The organism is Frigoribacterium sp. AC394 (assembly GCF_979258095.1).
On the sequence record NZ_OZ409834.1, the window covers coordinates 2,229,062 to 2,244,945 of the forward strand.

Sequence of the window (15,884 nt, forward strand, 5' to 3'; positions counted from 1 at the left end):
AGGTCTCGCGATGTCGCGTCTCTTCGGTACCGACGGTGTTCGGGGCCTCGCCAACCGTGAGCTGACCGCCGTGCTCGCCCTGGGCCTCGCCCAGGCGAGCGCGGTGGTCCTCACGAAGGGGCATCACGCCGATGCCCGTCGTGCCGAAGGGCGGCGGCCTGTCGCCGTCGTCGCACGAGACCCCCGCATCTCGGGGGAGTTCCTGACCGCCGCCGTCTCGGCGGGTCTGGCCAGCTCCGGTGTCGACGTGCTCGACGCCGGGGTCATCCCGACCCCCGCGGCGGCGTTCCTCGTGGACGACATCGGCGCCGACTTCGGCGTCATGATCAGCGCCTCGCACAACCCGGCCCCCGACAACGGCATCAAGTTCTTCGCCTTCGGCGGCACGAAGCTGCCCGACGAGGTCGAAGATCGCATCCAGGCCGCGATGGACGATCCGCAGCTGATGCCCATCGGCGGCGACGTCGGTCGCATCCGCCGGTTCGCCGATGCTGAAGATCGCTACGTCCTGCACCTCCTCGGCGCTCTGCCGAACCGTCTCGACGGCATCCACGTCGTCCTCGACTGCGCTCACGGTGCCGCGTCGGCGGTCTCGCCCGAGGTGTTCACCGACGCCGGCGCGAAGGTCACGCTCATCGGCGCCGACCCCGACGGCCTCAACATCAACGACGGCGTGGGGTCGACGCACCTCGACAACCTCGCCCGGGCCGTGCTCGAGCACGGCGCCGACGTGGGCATCGCCCACGACGGCGACGCCGACCGGTGCCTCGCGGTCGACGCGACCGGCGCCGTGGTCGACGGCGACCAGATCATGGCGATCATCGCCGTGGCTCAGAAGGAGCGCGGCGCGCTCGCGTCCGACACACTCGTCGCGACCGTCATGAGCAACCTCGGCCTCACCCGGGCCATGGCCGAGCACGGCATCACCGTGCGTCAGACCCGCGTGGGCGACCGTTACGTGCTCGAGGACATGGCCGAGCACGGCTTCAACCTCGGCGGCGAGCAGTCCGGTCACATCGTCTTCGGCGACCACGCGACGACGGGCGACGGCATCCTCACCGGCCTGTCGCTGGTGGCGCGCATGGCCGCGACCGGCAAGAGCCTCGCCGAGCTCGCCACCGTCATGACCGTCTTCCCGCAGATCCTGATCAACGTCTCGGGCGTCGACCGCACTCGACTCGCAGCCGACGCCGGGGTGGCCGAGGCCGTCGCGGCGTTCTCGGACGAGCTCGGCGACACCGGTCGGGTGCTGCTGCGTCCGTCGGGCACCGAGCCCGTCATCCGGGTGATGGTCGAGGCGGCCGACCAGTCGACCGCCGACCGCGTCGCCCACGCGCTGGCCGACGTCGTGCGCGAGCGCCTGGCCCTCTGACCCGGCGCGCCCAGCCTGCTCGGCTCGGCCGCGTCTCCGTCGAGGAGTCATGACGTGCCGCGGCGACCGCGAGAGGTGCGGCGTGTCGTGACTCCTCGAGGGGCATGGCGCAGGAGGCGCGGCGCCCGACCCGCTCGGAGAGTCCGGCATCATGAGCAGATGATCCTCCTCGTGCCGGCCCTCGTCTTCGCGGTGCTCTACGTCGTCAGCCGCCGACGCGACGCCCGTCGCCTGCGGAACGGCGTGTTCCTCGTGGCGGCCCTCGGCTGCCTGCTCCTCGCCGGGCTCGTCGAGCTGGACCGGTCGGGGCCGGCGCAGCAGTCGCTCGTCACGCTGGGGGCCCTGCTCGCCGTCGTGCTCGTCGGCGTGCTCGCCGTCGCCCTGATCGGCAACGGCGTGACGATGCTCCGATCGGAGGGCCGCAGCCTCGGCAATCTGCTGTCGCTCGTCGCCGGCGTGGCCATCCTCGTGCTGCCCGTCGTCGCGGTGGCCCTCGTGACGCTGCCGGGTCAGCTCGACCTGCCGTCGGTCGTCGACGTGCTGCTCGTCGCGCTCGGCCTGCTCGTAGCGTTCGGCTGCTTCTACGCGGCCGTGACCTTCGCCGCCTTCGGTCTCTACTCGCTCGTCTACAGCCGCTACCGGCACACGAAGACGCCCCGGGCGATCGTGGTGCTCGGGTCGGGCCTGATCCGAGGCGAGGTGCCGCCCCTCCTCCGCAGCAGACTCGACAAGGCGCTCGCCGTCTACCGCGGTGTCGCCGCCGACGGGCCCCGCCCCGTGCTGATCCCCTCAGGCGGGCAGGGTGCCGACGAGCCCCGCGCCGAGGGTGACGCCATGGCCGAGTACCTGCTCGGGCAGGGGGTCGACGCGGCCGACGTCCGCCCTGAGACGGCGTCGACGAGCACCCGCGAGAACCTGCTCCTCTCGCGCGAGGTGCAGCGTGCGGACGGCCGCGACGGTGCCACGCTCGTCGTGACGAACGACTACCACGTGCTGCGTGCCGCGCTGCTGGCTCGCTCCATCGGCAGCGACGCCCAGGTCGTCGGGTCGCCGACCGCCGCCTACTACGTGCCGAGCGCGTTCCTCCGCGAGTACATCGCCATCATGGTCGAGCACCGGCGACTGAACGCCGTCGCCGTCCTCGCGGCGGCGGCCCTCGTCGCGCTCGCGGCCGTGTGGTCGCTGCTGCCCGTCTGAACCGACCCGCGCCTCCTGCACTGACTCCGTGGTGCCGCGATGAGTCACGACGCGCCGCGGGGGTCTCGGGCGCGCGGCGTGTTGTGACTCATGGAGCTGAGGGCAGGGGGCTGGGGGGCAGGGGGGCGGGCGGGCGGCCCGGGTCAGATCTTGCGGAGCAGCACCGAGCTGACCTTGTGGTCGGCCGCCTTGCGCAGCACGAGGGTCGCCCGCGACCGGGTCGGCAGCACGTTCTCGAGCAGGTTCGGCTCGTTCACCCCGCGCCAGATGCCCGACGCGAAGCTGCGGGCCTCGTCTTCGTCCATGTCGGCGAAGCGGTGGAAGTACGAGCGCTCCTGGGTGAAGGCGCTCTTCTGCAGCGCCAGGAACCGCTCGACGAACCAGTTCTCGATGTCGCCGGTACGGGCGTCGACGTAGACGGTGAAGTCGAACAGGTCGCTGAGGGCGAGCCGGCCGCCGAGCGGGGGCTGCAGCACGTTCAGCCCCTCGACGATGAGGATGTCGGGTCGGCGCACGACCACCTCGGCGCTCGGCATGATGTCGTAGCTGGTGTGCGAGTAGAACGGCGCCCGCACCTCCTCGGCACCGCTCTTGACCTGCGAGACGAAGCGCAGCAGATGGCGGCGGTCGTACGACTCGGGGAACCCCTTGCGGTGCATGATGCCGCGGCGCTCGAGCTCGGCGTTCGGGTAGAGGAACCCGTCGGTGGTCACCAGCTCGACGCGGGGCGTGTCGTCCCACCGTGACAGGAGCTCCCGCAGGAGGCGCGCGACGGTGGACTTGCCCACCGCGACCGAGCCGGCGACGCCGATGACGAACGGCGTGCGCTGCGCCCGCTCGCCGAGGAAGTCGCTGGTCGCCCGGTGCAGGTTGCGGGCCCCGGCGGCGTACAGGTTCAGGAGGCGGCTGAGGGGCACGTAGACGTCTTGGACCTCGTGCATGTCGAGGCGGTCGCCGAGGCCTCGCAGCTGCACGATCTCCGTCTCGGTGAGAGGGAGGCGCGTGGCCGGGGCGAGCTCGGCCCAGGCGTCACGGTCGATCTCGACGAACGGCGAGGCGTGGCCGGTCGCCTGCGTCGTCGGGGTCGCGTCGGCCATGGGTTCGAGGCTACCCGGTGGCCGACACCGTAGGATCGTCCTCATGTGCGGAATCGTGGGTTATGTAGGGGAAACCGGTCTCGGCGAGCGGAGCATCGAGGTGCTGCTCGGGGGGCTCAAGCGTCTCGAATACCGGGGCTACGACTCCGCCGGGGTGGCCGTCGTCGACGCCGACGGCACGCTCGGCAGCCGCAAGAAGGCCGGCAAGCTGCAGATGCTCGTCGACGATCTCGAGTCCTCGCCGCTCACCGACGGCCGCACCGGCATCGGCCACACGCGCTGGGCGACCCATGGCGGGCCGACCGACGAGAACGCCCACCCGCACCTCGCCGACGACGGCAGACTCGCCCTCATCCACAACGGCATCATCGAGAACTTCTCCGAGCTGAAGGCCGAGCTGCTCGCCGAGGGCGTCGAGTTCCTCAGCGAGACCGACTCCGAGGTCGCGGCCCACCTCGTCGCCCGCGCCTACCGCTCGACGGGCGACCTCGCCGAGGCGCTGCGCACCGTCGTCAACACCCTGCACGGCGCCTTCACGCTGCTGGTGGTCCACGCCGACCAGCCCGGTCTCGTGGTCGGCGCCCGTCGCAACTCCCCGCTCGTGGTCGGTCTCGGCGACGGCGAGAACTTCATGGGCAGCGACGTGGCCGCGTTCATCGCGTACACGCGCCGTGCCATGTCCATCGGCCAGGACCAGCTCGTCTCGATCCGACCCGACTCGGTCGAGGTGGTGGACTTCGAGGGCCGCCCCGTCGAGACCACCGAGTTCGAGGTCGACTGGGACGCCTCGGCCGCCGACAAGGGCGGCTGGTCGAGCTTCATGGCGAAGGAGATCAGCGAGGAGCCCGAGGCCGTCGCCAACACGCTGCTGGGTCGCGCGGTCGACGGCGCCGTCACCCTCACCGACCTCGACGGCGTCCGCGAGCAGCTGCTCACCGTCGACCGCGTCATCGTCATCGCGTGCGGCACGGCCGCCTACGCGGGCATCCTCGGCAAGTACGCCATCGAGCAGTGGGCCCGCATCCCCGTCGAGGTCGAGCTCGCCCACGAGTTCCGCTACCGCGACCCGGTGCTCGACGCACGCACCCTCGTGGTGTCGATCAGCCAGTCCGGCGAGACGATGGACACCCTGATGGCCGTCAAGTACGCCCGCGAGCAGGGTGCGCAGGTGCTGTCGATCTGCAACACCCAGGGGTCGACCATCCCGCGCGAGTCCGACGCCGTGATCTACACGCACGCCGGGCCCGAGGTGGCCGTGGCGTCGACCAAGGCCTTCGTCGCGCAGGGCACGGCGCTGTTCCTCCTCGGTCTGCACCTGGCGACCCTCCGCGGCACGCTGACCGCCGAGCAGATCGCCGAGCAGGTCACCGACCTCCAGGCCATCCCCGAGAAGATCACCCGCGTGCTCGAGAGCTCGGAGCGCATCCGCACCCTCGCCGGCTGGATGGCCGACACGCGCTCGGTGCTGTTCCTCGGTCGTCACGTCGGGTACCCGATCGCCCTCGAGGGCGCCCTCAAGCTCAAAGAGCTGGCGTACATCCACGCAGAGGGCTTCGCGGCGGGCGAGCTCAAGCACGGCCCGATCGCGCTGATCGAGCCCGGGCAGATCGTGTTCGTCATCGTGCCGAGCCCGCGCGACCCCCGCAGCCTGCACCCCAAGGTCGTCTCGAACATCCAGGAGATCCGCGCCCGCGGGGCCCGCGTCATCGCCATCGCCGAAGAGGGCGACGCCGCCGTCCTGCCCTTCGCCGACGAGGTGCTGCACATCCCGCTCGCCGCGCCGCTGTTCGAGTCGCTGCTCGCCGTCGTGCCGCTGCACATCTTCGGGATGGAGCTCGCGGCGGCCAAGGGCCTCGACGTCGACCAGCCGCGCAACCTCGCGAAGTCCGTGACCGTCGAGTAGATGCGAGCCCGCCTCCGATGACACGCCGAGCACCCGCATGATCGTCGGGATCGGGGTCGACGTCGTCGACCTGACCCGCTTCGAGCGCTCGCTCGCCCGGACTCCGGCCCTCCGGGGCCGGCTCTTCGGCGACCACGAGACCGTGCTGCGAGACGGCGCACCCCGCCAGGTGCCGTCGCTCGCCGCCCGGTTCGCGGCGAAGGAGGCTCTGATCAAGGCTCTCGGCGGGTCGACCGGCGTGTCATGGCACGACATCGTCGTGGTCTCCGACGAGCAGGGCGCACCGTCGCTGACGCTGACGGGCGGGGCGCGTACGCTCGCCGACGCCCGCGGTGTCGCACGGCTGCACCTCTCGCTCAGCCACGACGGGGGTGTCGCCGTCGCCTACGTGATCGCCGAGGGCGACGACACGACGACCGCAGCACCGGTCGCCCCCGCCGACACTGCCCGCTCGGTCGCACCGGGCACCCCGAACCGAGACGAACCCGAGGAGGCGGTCAGCGCGTGACGCAGGACGTCAAGATCACCGTCGACACGTCGGCGCTCCGGCACAACGTGGCGGTGCTGCGCGAGGCCGTCGCACCGCACGCCGTCATGGTCGTCGTCAAGGCCAACGCCTACGGGCACGGCGCCGTCGAGTCGGCGAAGGCGTTCGTCGACGCCGGGGTCGACTGGCTCGGGGTCGCCGACCTCGACGAGGCCCTCGAGCTGCGCCGTGCGGGCATCACCGCGCCGATCCTCGCCTGGCTGCACGCGCCGGGCGAGACGTTCGAGTCGGCCGCGGCGCACGACGTGACGCCCGCGGTGTCCGACCTGGCGCAGCTCGAGGCGGCGGCGGCCGCAGGCGTCCGCGCCGTGCACCTCTGCGTCGACACCGGGCTGAGCCGCAACGGCGCCGTCGAGACCGAGTGGCCCGCGTTCTTCCGCCGTGCCGCGGAACTCGCCGACCGCCTCCCGATCGAGGGTCTGATGAGTCATCTTTCGAACGCCTCGCCCGAAGAGGACGGCCGGCAGGCGGCCGCGTTCGTCCGTGCCACCGGGGTGCTCGGCGGGCTGGGCGTCGAGCCGAGGCTGCTGCACCTCGCGGCCTCGGCCGCAGGTCTCAGCTACCCGGGGACCCGCTACGGGCTCGTGCGCTTCGGCCTCGCCGCCTACGGCCTCAGCCCCTTCGCCGGTCGCTCGGCCGCCGAGTGGGGGCTCCGTCCCGCCCTCTCCCTGTCCGCCCCGGTCACCACCGTCAAACGCGTCCCGGCCGGCGAGGGCGTGTCGTACGGCTACGTTTTCCGGCCCGAGCGCGACACGACGATCGCGGTCGTGCCGGTCGGCTACTCCGACGGCGTCGATCGGGCCGCGAGCGATCGGGCGTCGGTGACCATCGGCAGCCGCACCTACCGGGTCCGTGGTCGCATCGCCATGAACGCCCTCGTCATCGACGTCGGCGACGACCCCGTCGAGGTCGGCGACGACGTCGTCCTGTTCGGCGACCCCGCGGCCGGGCACCAGGGCGCGGCCGACTGGGCCACCGCCTCCGGGGGGATCACCTACGAGACCGTCGCCTGCCTGTCGGGCGCCCTGACCCGGAGGTACGTATGAGCACGGGCTACCTGCGTCGCGCGACCGTCGACCTCGCCGCCTACCGGGCCAACCTCGAGTCCCTCGTCGAGCGTCTGGCGCCCGTCGAGGTGCTCGCCATCGTCAAGGCCGACGCCTACTCGAACGGCATCGACGTCATGGTGCCCGAGGCCGTGGCGGCGGGCATCCGCTGGTTCGGCACCGTCGAGCTGGAGCCCGCCCTCCGGCTGCGCCGTGCCGGCATCGCCCTCGAGGCGTCGTTCTTCGCCTGGCAGCTCGGCCCCGACGACGACTACGCGGGCGCCGTCGAGCACGGCGTCGACCTCGGCGTCTCGACCCTCGACCAGCTCGAGCGCTTCGCCGAGGCCGCGCGCGACGCCGGCCGCGAGGCTCTCGTCCACCTGACCATCGACACCGGTCTGCATCGCGAGGGCTGCCTGCCCGCAGACTGGGCCGAGCTGGTGACCCGGGCGGTGACCCTCCGCGACGAGGGCGTGGTGCGCCTCCGCGGGGCCTTCTCGCACGTCTCCGAGACGAGCGAGGCCGACGACCACGCCGCCTCGGTCGTGTTCCGCAAGGCGCTCGCCGACGCCGAGGCCCTCGGGGCCACCTTCGAGAAGCGCCACATGTCGTCGAGCTCGGCCGGCATGGAGCACCCCGAGCGGCGCTTCGACATGGTCCGCATGGGGTCGAACGGCTACGGGATCCCCGTCACCGAGGGGGTCAGCGCGAGCGATCGCGGTCTCCGCCCCGTGCTGACCCTCAGCGCCTGCGTCGTGCGTGTGAAGCGCGTGCCCGCCGGCACCGGGGTGTCGTACGACTACACGTACCGCACCGACCGCGACACGACCCTCGCCCTCGTGCCGATCGGCTACGCCGACGGCGTGAGCCGTCGCGCGCAGCACGGCGTCGAGGTGACCGTGCGGGGGCGTCGCTACCCGATCGTCGGTCGGGTCGCGATGGACCAGTTCCTGATCGACGTCGGCGACGACCCGATCGAGGTCGGCGACGAGGTGCTGCTCTTCGGCCCGGGCGACGGCGGCGAGCTGACCATCGGCGAATGGGCCGATGCGACCGACACGATCCCCGAAGAGGTCTCGTGCCGCATCGGGGCCCGTGTGCCACGCGTCTACCTGGGCCGTCGGGGATGACCGCGAACGACCTCCCGCTCTACGACGGGCCGGTCGCCGACACCGAGACGATGGAGGGGCTGGGCCGGCGTCTCGGCGGGCTGCTCCGGGCCGGCGATCTGGTCGTGCTGACCGGGCCGCTCGGCGCCGGCAAGACGACCTTCACCCGCGGCGTCGGCGAGGGGCTGCAGGTGCGCGGGCAGATCGCGAGCCCGACGTTCGTCCTGGCGCGCACGCACCCCAGCGCCACGGGCGTGCCGCTGGTGCACGTCGACGCGTACCGGCTGGGCGGCGCGGCCGAGCTGGACGACCTCGACCTCGACTTCGAGGGCTCGGTCGTCGTGGTCGAGTGGGGCGCCGGTCTGCTCGACGGGGTCGCCGAGTCGTGGATCGAGGTCGTCATCGAGCGACCGACGGGTGCCGGCGCCGACGCCGCGCTCGAAGCCGGTGCGGCGAGCGACCCCCTCGACGCCGACGCCGACGCCGACGCCGACCCCGACGCCTCCGTCGACGAGCCGCGCCACGTGACCATCACGATGTACGGCCCCCGCTGGGCCGACCTCTAGACGAGCCGCGGGCGGCCGAGGAGGCGCGGGTCGACTCGGGGCGACCGCCTACGATTGACCCGTGATCCTGGCCATCGACACCTCCGCGGGAACGACCGTCGCCGTCGTCGACCGCGACCGCGGCGTGCTCGCGGAGCGCACCGAGTCCGACACCCGACGGCACGCCGAGGTGGTCGGCAGCCTGATCGAGTCGGCCCTCGCCGGGGCCGGTGTCGCCCCCGCGGATCTCAGCGCCGTCGTCGCCGGGGTCGGGCCGGGCCCGTACACGGGTCTCCGGGTCGGCATCGTCGCCGCGCGGGTCTTCGCCTTCGGGGTCGGGCGCCCCTGCCTGGCGCTCGCGAGCCACGACGCCATCGCCTTCGCGCGACTCACGGCGGGCGAGGGCGCCAGCGGGTCGGTCGCCGTGCCGAGCGGCCGAGTCGACGCGCCCCTCGTGGTCGTGACCGACGCCCGCCGCCGCGAGGTCGCGTGGACGGCCTACCGCGGGCTCGACGACGAAGGGCTGCCGGTGCGGGTCGAGGGCCCGTCGCTCGTGAGGCCGGCCGACCTCGACGACGCGCTGGGCGCCTCCTCGACGTCGCCTCGGACCGATCCCGACGACACCGTCGTGTCGGCGGCGGCCCTCGGGATGCTCGCCGAGCGGATGTTCGAGCACGGCCGCGGGTTCGCCGACCCGGCTCCGCTCTACCTCCGCGAGCCCGACGTCACCGTCTCGGCGGGCCCGAAGCCGGTCGGTCGATGACGTTCCACATACGTCGCGCCACGATCGACGACCTCGACGGGATCATGGCCCTCGAGACGTCGGTCTTCGTCACCGACGCCTGGTCGCGCGAGGGCATGGCCCACGAGCTGGCCTCGCCCGACGGGTGGTACCTGGTGGCCGAAGCCGGTTCGGAGGCCGGCGCGGACGCCGACACCGAAACCGGCATCGTCGGTTACGCGGGGCTCCTGGTGCTGCCGGGCGCACCCGACGCCGACGTCCAGACGATCGCGGTCGTGCCCGGGGCCCGGCGTCATGGGCTGGGGCGCACCCTGATGACCGCGATGATCGACGAGGCGCGGCGGCGCCGGGTCCGAGAGGTGTTCCTCGAGGTCCGTGCCGACAACCCCGGCGCCCAGCGCCTCTACGCCTCGCTCGGGTTCGAGTCGATCGCGGTGCGCCCGCGCTACTACATGCCCGACGGGGTCGATGCGGTCGTGATGCGCCTCAGCCTGACGACCTCCTCCGACGACGCGCCCGCACAGACAGGACCCTCCTCGTGAACCCGACCCGCGCCTCCTCGGCTCCCCGCTCCGCCGACTCGTCGGACGGGCCCGGTTCGTCGACGGGCCCGCTCGTGCTCGGCATCGAGACGAGCTGCGACGAGACCGGCGTCGGCATCGTCCGCGGCACGACCCTGCTCGCGAACGTCATCTCGTCGTCGATGGACGAGCACGCGCGCTACGGCGGCGTCGTGCCCGAGGTGGCCGCGCGGGCGCACCTCGACGCGATGCAGCCGGCCCTCGAAGCCGCGCTCGCCGAGGCGGGCGTCACGCTCGACGAGCTCGACGCGATCGCGGTGACGAGCGGCCCGGGTCTCGCCGGCGCGCTGATGGTCGGCGTGGGTGCGGCCAAGGCCCTCGCGCTCGCCACCGGCAAGCCGCTCTACGCGGTGAACCACCTCGTCGGGCACGTCGGCGCCGACGTGCTGCGGGCCGACGGCAGCGAGCTCGAGCTGCCGACCATCGCGCTGCTGGTCTCGGGTGGGCACACGTCGCTGCTGCACGTGCGCGATCTCGTCGACGACGTCGAGCTGCTCGGCGAGACCATCGACGACGCCGCGGGAGAGGCCTTCGACAAGGTCGCGCGCCTCCTCGGCCTGCCCTACCCCGGCGGCCCGCAGATCGATCGCGTCGCCGCCGACGGGGACCCGGCCGCGATCCGGTTCCCCCGCGGGCTGACTCTGCCGAAAGACCTCGTCAAGCATCGGTACGACTTCTCGTTCTCGGGGCTGAAGACCGCCGTGGCCCGCTGGGTCGAACGCCGACGTGACGAAGGAGGCGCGGTGCCGGTCGCCGACGTCGCCGCATCGTTCCGCGAGGCCGTCGCCGACGTGCTGCTCACCAAGGCGCTGGCCGCCTGCGCCGACCTGGGCGTGCCGCGCCTCCTGCTCGGCGGAGGAGTGGTCGCCAACGCCCGCGTGCGGCAGCTCGCACTCGAGCGCTGCGAGGCGGCGGGCGTCGAGCTGCGCGTGCCGCCGCTGTCGCTCTGCACCGACAACGGGGCGATGATCGCGGCCCTGGGTGCGCAGCTCGTCGCCCGCGGGCACGCGCCGTCGCCGCTCGACTTCGGCGCCGACTCGACGCTGCCGGTGACGACGGTGCAGGCGGTCTGAGCCGACGGGGCGTGGGCGTGGGGCCCTCAGGGCGAAGCGCGGGCGGGTCCGCGTAGGCTCGGGGCCACTCAGACAGAAGGAGACCTCGGCATGACCGACCACGACCCGGCCCGCCAGGGCCCGCAGAACCCCCCGGCGCCTCAGTACCCGCAGTACCCGCAGGGTTCGCAGAGCACGCAGGGGCAGCCCGGCGGCCAGCCGCAGCAGCAGCCGTATCAGCAGAACCCCTATCAGGGGCAGGCCCAGGGGCAGGGCGGCTACGGGCAGGGCGGCTACGGCGGCCAGTCGCCGAAGACCAACGTGCTGGCCATCGTGTCGCTCGTCGCGAGCATCCTGAGCTCGTTCGTCTTCAGCATCGTCGCGATCGTCACGGGCCACATCTCGCTGCGCCAGATCAAGCGGACCGGCGAGCAGGGCAAGGTCATGGCGATCATCGGCCTCGTGCTCGGCTACCTCGGCCTGCTCGGCGCGATCGCCGTCGTCGTGTTCTTCATCGTCGCGATCGCCGCCGGCGGGTTCGCGTACGACCAGAGCTACGAGTCCGGGTTCTGATCACTCCGAGTCCACTCATCGACGACGTCGATACCATGACGGGGTCCGCGCTCACCGGCGCGGGCCCCCTCGTGCATCGGGCGCTCGTCCGTCCGTCACGACCGCCGCACCGCACTCGAAAGGGTCCTCATGGCCACCGACGACACGACACCTCCCGGCCCGGTCCCTCCGGCCTCCACTCCCTCGCCCGAGTCGTCGGGGTCCGAGTCGTCGGGCTCGTCGGGCGCTGATCGGTCGGGTGCCGATCCGTCGGGCGCGGATCCCGCGGGCGCGACCGCCGAGGGCGGGGCGGCGTCGCCGTCGCTGCCCCCGACCGCGTACCCCGGGGCTCCGACGCAGCCCGCGCCTCCGACCCAGCCCGCGCCTCCTGCCGGGTCACGACCGGTCGGCGACCCGTTCGTCGCGCCGGGGCAGCAGGCCTCTCCGGTCGGGTCCGCTCCTGCGCCGCAGGGGCCTCCCGGGTCGGCGCCCTACGGCGCGGGTCCGCAGGGGCAGTACGGCCAGTACGGGCAGCCGGGGCAGTACGGACGACCCGCGCCCGGTCAGCAGGCATCCGACGGACCCCAGCCGTCGTCGGGTGGTCAGCAGTACGGGGCGCCGACCCGGCCCGGTCAGTCGCCGTTCGGCGAGCAGCCGGGCGGGGGAGCGCCGTACGGCGCCGCTCCGCAGCAGCCCTACGGTGCGCAGCAGGGCCAGCAGGGCCAGCAGGGCCAGCAGCAGTACGGACGCCCGCAGCCCTACGGAGCCCCGCAGTACGGGGCCCCGCAGAACGGGGGCCCGCAGTACGGAGCCCCGCAGCCCTACGGCTCGCAGTACGCCACGTACCAGCAGGGTGGCGCGCCCAGACCCTCGAGTCTGCTGAGCATCCTGTCGATGTCGGGGTCGATCCTCGGCGTGCTGATGTCGCTGGTGCTCTTCGGGTCGGGAATCCTCTTCTCGATCGCCGGCGTGGTGCTCGGTCACGTGGGGCAGAAGCGCGAACGCCATGCGCGTGGCTTCTGGCTGACGGGTCTCATCACCGGCTACGTCGGCATCGGGCTGTCGCTCCTGATCATCGGCGCCTGGGTGCTGTTCTTCACCGTGGTCTCCGGGATGCCGTCGACCGGCGACGGGTACTACAGCGGCACCTGAGCCGCCGACCCGGCTCCCCACGACGACGGAGGCCGCCGCACCCGAGGGTGCGGCGGCCTCCGTCGTCGTGCCGAGGGCTCAGGCGCGTTCGCAGAGCAGCGCCGTGTGCCGCCCGGCGACCCTGGTCAGCACGAGCGTGGCCGACCCCGAGCCCTGCAGCGAGAGGCGCTTGCGGAACGTCGCGGGGTCGACGTCGACCCCGCGCTTCTTGATCTCGAGGCGGCCGATGCCCCGCGTCCGCAGCTCGCGCTTGAGGGTCCGCTCGTCGAGGGGGAACGTCTCGAGCACCCGGAAGCCCTGGGCGAACGGGGTCTCGATCCGCTCGTCGGTCGTCAGCCAGGCGATGTCGCGGCTGATCATGCGGGCGTCGATCGAGCGGGCCAGGTCGCCGATCAGACGTGCGCGGATCACGGCGCCGTCGGGTTCGTACAGCCATTCGCCGAGGTCGCCCACCTCGACGTCGTCCGAGTCGGCGGGCGCCGTCAGCTCCGCCGCCCCGGAGGCGCTGATCACCAGGGCGGACCGGCCCACCCCGGCCCGGGCGAGCGGTCCGAACCAGACCCCGGCCTCGACCACGTCGCGATCGACCGAGATCCACTGGCACTCGGCGTCGTGGGGCAGGAGGTCGCGGTCGATCCCCGGGCCGAGCTTCACGCCCGTCGGCAGGCGGTCGGCGAAGGCGAACGCGACGTCGAGCGACGGCGACCAGTCGGCCGGATCGGCGATCCGCTTCGTGGCGCTGTGCCCGCCGGTGCGTCGCGCGGGGTCGAGGAACACGCCCTGCACATCGGTCAGGTCGGTCGTCTCGGCGTCGCCCTGACGGACTCGCGACGACGACCACGGAGACAGGTTGTACGAGGCCACGGCGGCGGTCACCTCGTCGCGGTCGACGGCCAGCACGTCGAGGTCGAGGGCCGCGAACGCCAGGGCGTCGCCGCCGATGCCGCAGCCGAGGTCGGCGACGCTGGTGAGTCCGGCCGAGCGGTAGCGGTCGGCATGGCGGGCGGCGACGCCGAGGCGCGTGGCCTGCTCGAGCCCGGCCTCGGTGAAGAGCATGCGACTGGCGAACTCGCCGAACTTCCCCTCCGCCTTGCTGCGGAGGCGCGCCTGGGTCAGCACGGCCGACACGCGCTCGGCGGGGTGGCCCTGCTTCCGCAGCGCGGCGACCGACGACACGACGTCGTCGGAGGCGCGCCACGGGGGAGGGAGTCGAGCAGCCGCAGCCCCTCGGGAGAGAGGACTTCGAGCAGCTCCGACGCATCCATGTCGTCCAGTCTCACGCATCCGGCGAGGTGCGGGGCCCGGGGTCGACGAGACCGACGCGCATCACTGGCACTCGGATTGACCGAGTGCCAGTGACGCCCTACAGTTGTTTCTGGCACTCGCACGTGGCAAGTGCCAACCCACGTTTTTCGAAGTTCCGAGAAAGTAGAGGCAACCGTGTCGGTCTCCATCAAGCCGCTCGAAGATCGCATCGTCATCCAGCAGGTCGAAGCCGAGCAGACCACGGCTTCCGGCCTTGTGATCCCCGACACCGCGAAAGAGAAGCCCCAAGAGGGCGACGTCGTCGCCGTCGGTCCGGGTCGCATCGACGACAACGGCAACCGTGTGCCGCTCGACGTCGCCGTCGGCGACAAGGTCATCTACAGCAAGTACGGCGGAACCGAGGTCAAGTACGGCGGAGAGGACTTCCTCGTCCTCTCGGCCCGCGACGTCCTCGCCGTCGTCGTCCGCTAGTCGGTCGACGCAGCTCCTCGAGAACCCCCGCTTCGGCGGGGGTTCTCGTCGTTGAGAGGCCGCAGGAGGCGCGGGTCGCCTCCTCCACCGGCCGCGCCTCCTGAGAACGGCGGTCGGAAGCGCCACCCTGTCGGAGGTGGACGTGTCGCGGTGTCGGTCGCCCGGCCTACAGTCGTGACGTGACCACCAGCCGCCCCCGCGCCTCCTCGGCTTCCGCCGCCCCGCTCGTCTCCGAGACGCAGGGCGGCGGCTCGCCCGGTACCGCCGGCGGGGGCGCCCGATCCGGGCTCGCGTTCGCGATCGGCGCGTACGGCCTCTGGGGCGTCCTGCCCGTGTTCTTCCTGCTGATGTCGCCGTCGGGGCCGTTCGAGATCGTCGCCTGGCGCATCGTCTTCTCGCTCGTGTTCTGCCTCGCGCTGCTCGCCGCGACCAGGGGCTTCCCCGCGTTCGTCCGCCTGCTGCGGCAGCCCCGTCTCGTCGCGACCATGGGGCTCGCCGGCGTCTTCATCGTCGTCAACTGGACGGTCTTCATCACCGCCGCCCTCGCCGGGCACGTCGTCGAGGCCGCCCTGGGGTACTTCATCAACCCGATCGTGACCGTGCTGTTGGCCGTCGTCGTCCTGCGCGAGCGGTTGCGACCCGCGCAGTGGGCGGCCGTCGGCCTCAGCGGCGTCGCCGTGCTGGTCATCGCGATCGGCACCGGCGACGTGCCGTGGGTGTCGCTCGTGCTCGCGTCCTCGTTCGGTCTCTACGGTCTCGTCAAGAAGCAGGTCGGCGGGCGGGTCGACGCCATCGGCGGTCTCACGCTCGAGACGATGCTGATGACCCCGGTGGCCGGGGCGGCTCTCGTCGTCATGGCCGTCACGGGGGTCGGCGGCGGGGTCGACTTCGGCTCCGTGTCGGTCGTCCACACCCTGACCGTGATCAGCTCGGGCATCGTCACCGCGGTGCCCCTGCTCCTCTTCGCCGCCGCCGCGCGTCGTCTCCCTCTGGCCACGATCGGTCTCACGCAGTACCTCGCACCGGTGCTCCAGCTGATCGTCGGCGTGGTGCTGCTGCACGAAGAGATGCCGGTCACCCGCTGGATCGGCTTCGCGATCGTCTGGGTCGCGCTCATCGTGCTCTCCGTCGACGCGGTGCGATCGTCGCGGCGGAATCGCGGTATTGAGCGCAAGTCACGAATTGCTAACGAAACGGTCCAGTGACGACCAGAACACACGCCAGAAACAATCCAGCCCTAGTTTCTACTCAA

At 72.4% G+C, this 15,884-nt stretch carries 14 protein-coding genes and 2 pseudogenes; 14 read left to right on the plus strand and 2 right to left on the minus strand.

All coding sequences use genetic code 11. The features are described 5' to 3' along the window. The first annotated feature begins 10 nt into the window (after nucleotides 1-10). Entirely contained in the window at nucleotides 11-1,372 is a 1,362-nt protein-coding gene (gene glmM / locus ACZZY9_RS10410; RefSeq protein WP_320477447.1) for a phosphoglucosamine mutase, read from the plus strand. A gap of 159 nt (nucleotides 1,373-1,531) precedes the next feature. After that, nucleotides 1,532-2,569 carry a YdcF family protein gene (locus ACZZY9_RS10415; protein WP_463464012.1) on the plus strand — a complete coding sequence of 346 codons (1,038 nt, stop codon included), beginning with the start codon at nucleotides 1,532-1,534 and terminating at the stop codon, nucleotides 2,567-2,569. 143 nt (nucleotides 2,570-2,712) lie between these two features. On the opposite strand, the gene coaA is transcribed toward ACZZY9_RS10415, so the two are convergent. Further along, nucleotides 2,713-3,666: a type I pantothenate kinase gene (coaA, locus tag ACZZY9_RS10420; protein WP_463464013.1), complete on the minus strand. Its 954-nt coding sequence runs from the start codon at nucleotides 3,664-3,666 to the stop codon at nucleotides 2,713-2,715. 43 nt (nucleotides 3,667-3,709) lie between these two features. On the opposite strand from coaA, the gene glmS reads away from it, so the two are divergent. The 10 genes and pseudogenes from glmS to ACZZY9_RS10470 all read left to right on the plus strand — a co-directional run bounded on the left by glmS (nucleotide 3,710) and on the right by ACZZY9_RS10470 (nucleotide 12,895). After that, the gene (gene glmS / locus ACZZY9_RS10425) at nucleotides 3,710-5,569 is read left to right on the plus strand and encodes a glutamine--fructose-6-phosphate transaminase (isomerizing) (RefSeq protein ID WP_320477449.1); all 1,860 of its coding nucleotides are present in this window, start codon (nucleotides 3,710-3,712) and stop codon (nucleotides 5,567-5,569) included. 37 nt (nucleotides 5,570-5,606) lie between these two features. Then, nucleotides 5,607-5,975, plus strand: a pseudogene (locus ACZZY9_RS10430) (holo-ACP synthase); the annotation flags it as partial. A gap of 98 nt (nucleotides 5,976-6,073) precedes the next feature. Beyond that, nucleotides 6,074-7,162 carry an alanine racemase gene (alr, locus tag ACZZY9_RS10435; protein WP_463464014.1) on the plus strand — a complete coding sequence of 363 codons (1,089 nt, stop codon included), beginning with the start codon at nucleotides 6,074-6,076 and terminating at the stop codon, nucleotides 7,160-7,162. Next, nucleotides 7,159-8,292 (plus strand): alanine racemase, encoded by a 1,134-nt coding sequence (gene alr, locus ACZZY9_RS10440; protein WP_243214142.1) that lies wholly within the window; start codon nucleotides 7,159-7,161, stop codon nucleotides 8,290-8,292. The genes alr (ACZZY9_RS10435) and alr (ACZZY9_RS10440) overlap by 4 nt, the downstream gene beginning before the upstream one ends. Next, nucleotides 8,289-8,837, plus strand: a complete 549-nt coding sequence (tsaE, locus tag ACZZY9_RS10445) for a tRNA (adenosine(37)-N6)-threonylcarbamoyltransferase complex ATPase subunit type 1 TsaE (RefSeq protein ID WP_463464015.1) — start codon at nucleotides 8,289-8,291, stop codon at nucleotides 8,835-8,837. The genes alr (ACZZY9_RS10440) and tsaE overlap by 4 nt, the downstream gene beginning before the upstream one ends. 61 nt (nucleotides 8,838-8,898) lie before the next feature. Then, entirely contained in the window at nucleotides 8,899-9,579 is a 681-nt protein-coding gene (gene tsaB, locus ACZZY9_RS10450) for a tRNA (adenosine(37)-N6)-threonylcarbamoyltransferase complex dimerization subunit type 1 TsaB (protein ID WP_463464016.1), read from the plus strand. Continuing rightward, nucleotides 9,576-10,100: a ribosomal protein S18-alanine N-acetyltransferase gene (gene rimI / locus ACZZY9_RS10455; protein ID WP_463464017.1), complete on the plus strand. Its 525-nt coding sequence runs from the start codon at nucleotides 9,576-9,578 to the stop codon at nucleotides 10,098-10,100. Before tsaB ends, rimI begins: the two co-directional genes overlap by 4 nt. Nucleotides 10,101-10,174: 74 nt before the next feature. Next, nucleotides 10,175-11,212, plus strand: coding sequence for a tRNA (adenosine(37)-N6)-threonylcarbamoyltransferase complex transferase subunit TsaD (gene tsaD, locus ACZZY9_RS10460; RefSeq protein WP_192061135.1), 1,038 nt, complete (start codon nucleotides 10,175-10,177; stop codon nucleotides 11,210-11,212). Nucleotides 11,213-11,302: 90 nt separating this feature from the next. Further along, nucleotides 11,303-11,764, plus strand: coding sequence for a DUF4190 domain-containing protein (locus ACZZY9_RS10465; RefSeq protein ID WP_192061057.1), 462 nt, complete (start codon nucleotides 11,303-11,305; stop codon nucleotides 11,762-11,764). Nucleotides 11,765-11,893: 129 nt separating this feature from the next. Continuing rightward, nucleotides 11,894-12,895, plus strand: coding sequence for a DUF4190 domain-containing protein (locus ACZZY9_RS10470; RefSeq protein ID WP_463464018.1), 1,002 nt, complete (start codon nucleotides 11,894-11,896; stop codon nucleotides 12,893-12,895). A gap of 78 nt (nucleotides 12,896-12,973) precedes the next feature. Here ACZZY9_RS10470 and ACZZY9_RS10475 read toward each other — a convergent pair. Further along, nucleotides 12,974-14,160: pseudogene (locus ACZZY9_RS10475) on the minus strand (class I SAM-dependent methyltransferase). 175 nt (nucleotides 14,161-14,335) lie between these two features. Between ACZZY9_RS10475 and groES the strand changes: the two are divergent. Continuing rightward, a complete protein-coding gene (groES, locus tag ACZZY9_RS10480; RefSeq protein WP_192061059.1) occupies nucleotides 14,336-14,632 on the plus strand; it encodes a co-chaperone GroES in 297 nt (98 codons plus the stop codon). A 179-nt stretch (nucleotides 14,633-14,811) separates the two neighbouring features. Beyond that, nucleotides 14,812-15,837 (plus strand): EamA family transporter RarD, encoded by a 1,026-nt coding sequence (gene rarD / locus ACZZY9_RS10485; protein WP_463464019.1) that lies wholly within the window; start codon nucleotides 14,812-14,814, stop codon nucleotides 15,835-15,837. Nucleotides 15,838-15,884 lie beyond the last annotated feature (47 nt).

Bases quoted from the DNA above. Each gene is read 5' to 3' on its own strand.
- glmM (WP_320477447.1), top strand. From the start codon at position 11: ATGTCGCGTCTCTTCGGTACCGACGGTGTTCGGGGCCTCGCCAACCGT.
- ACZZY9_RS10415 (WP_463464012.1), top strand. From the start codon at position 1,532: ATGATCCTCCTCGTGCCGGCCCTCGTCTTCGCGGTGCTCTACGTCGTC.
- coaA (WP_463464013.1), bottom strand. From the start codon at position 3,666: ATGGCCGACGCGACCCCGACGACGCAGGCGACCGGCCACGCCTCGCCG.
- glmS (WP_320477449.1), top strand. From the start codon at position 3,710: ATGTGCGGAATCGTGGGTTATGTAGGGGAAACCGGTCTCGGCGAGCGG.
- alr (WP_243214142.1), top strand. From the start codon at position 7,159: ATGAGCACGGGCTACCTGCGTCGCGCGACCGTCGACCTCGCCGCCTAC.
- tsaE (WP_463464015.1), top strand. From the start codon at position 8,289: ATGACCGCGAACGACCTCCCGCTCTACGACGGGCCGGTCGCCGACACC.
- rimI (WP_463464017.1), top strand. From the start codon at position 9,576: ATGACGTTCCACATACGTCGCGCCACGATCGACGACCTCGACGGGATC.
- ACZZY9_RS10465 (WP_192061057.1), top strand. From the start codon at position 11,303: ATGACCGACCACGACCCGGCCCGCCAGGGCCCGCAGAACCCCCCGGCG.
- ACZZY9_RS10470 (WP_463464018.1), top strand. From the start codon at position 11,894: ATGGCCACCGACGACACGACACCTCCCGGCCCGGTCCCTCCGGCCTCC.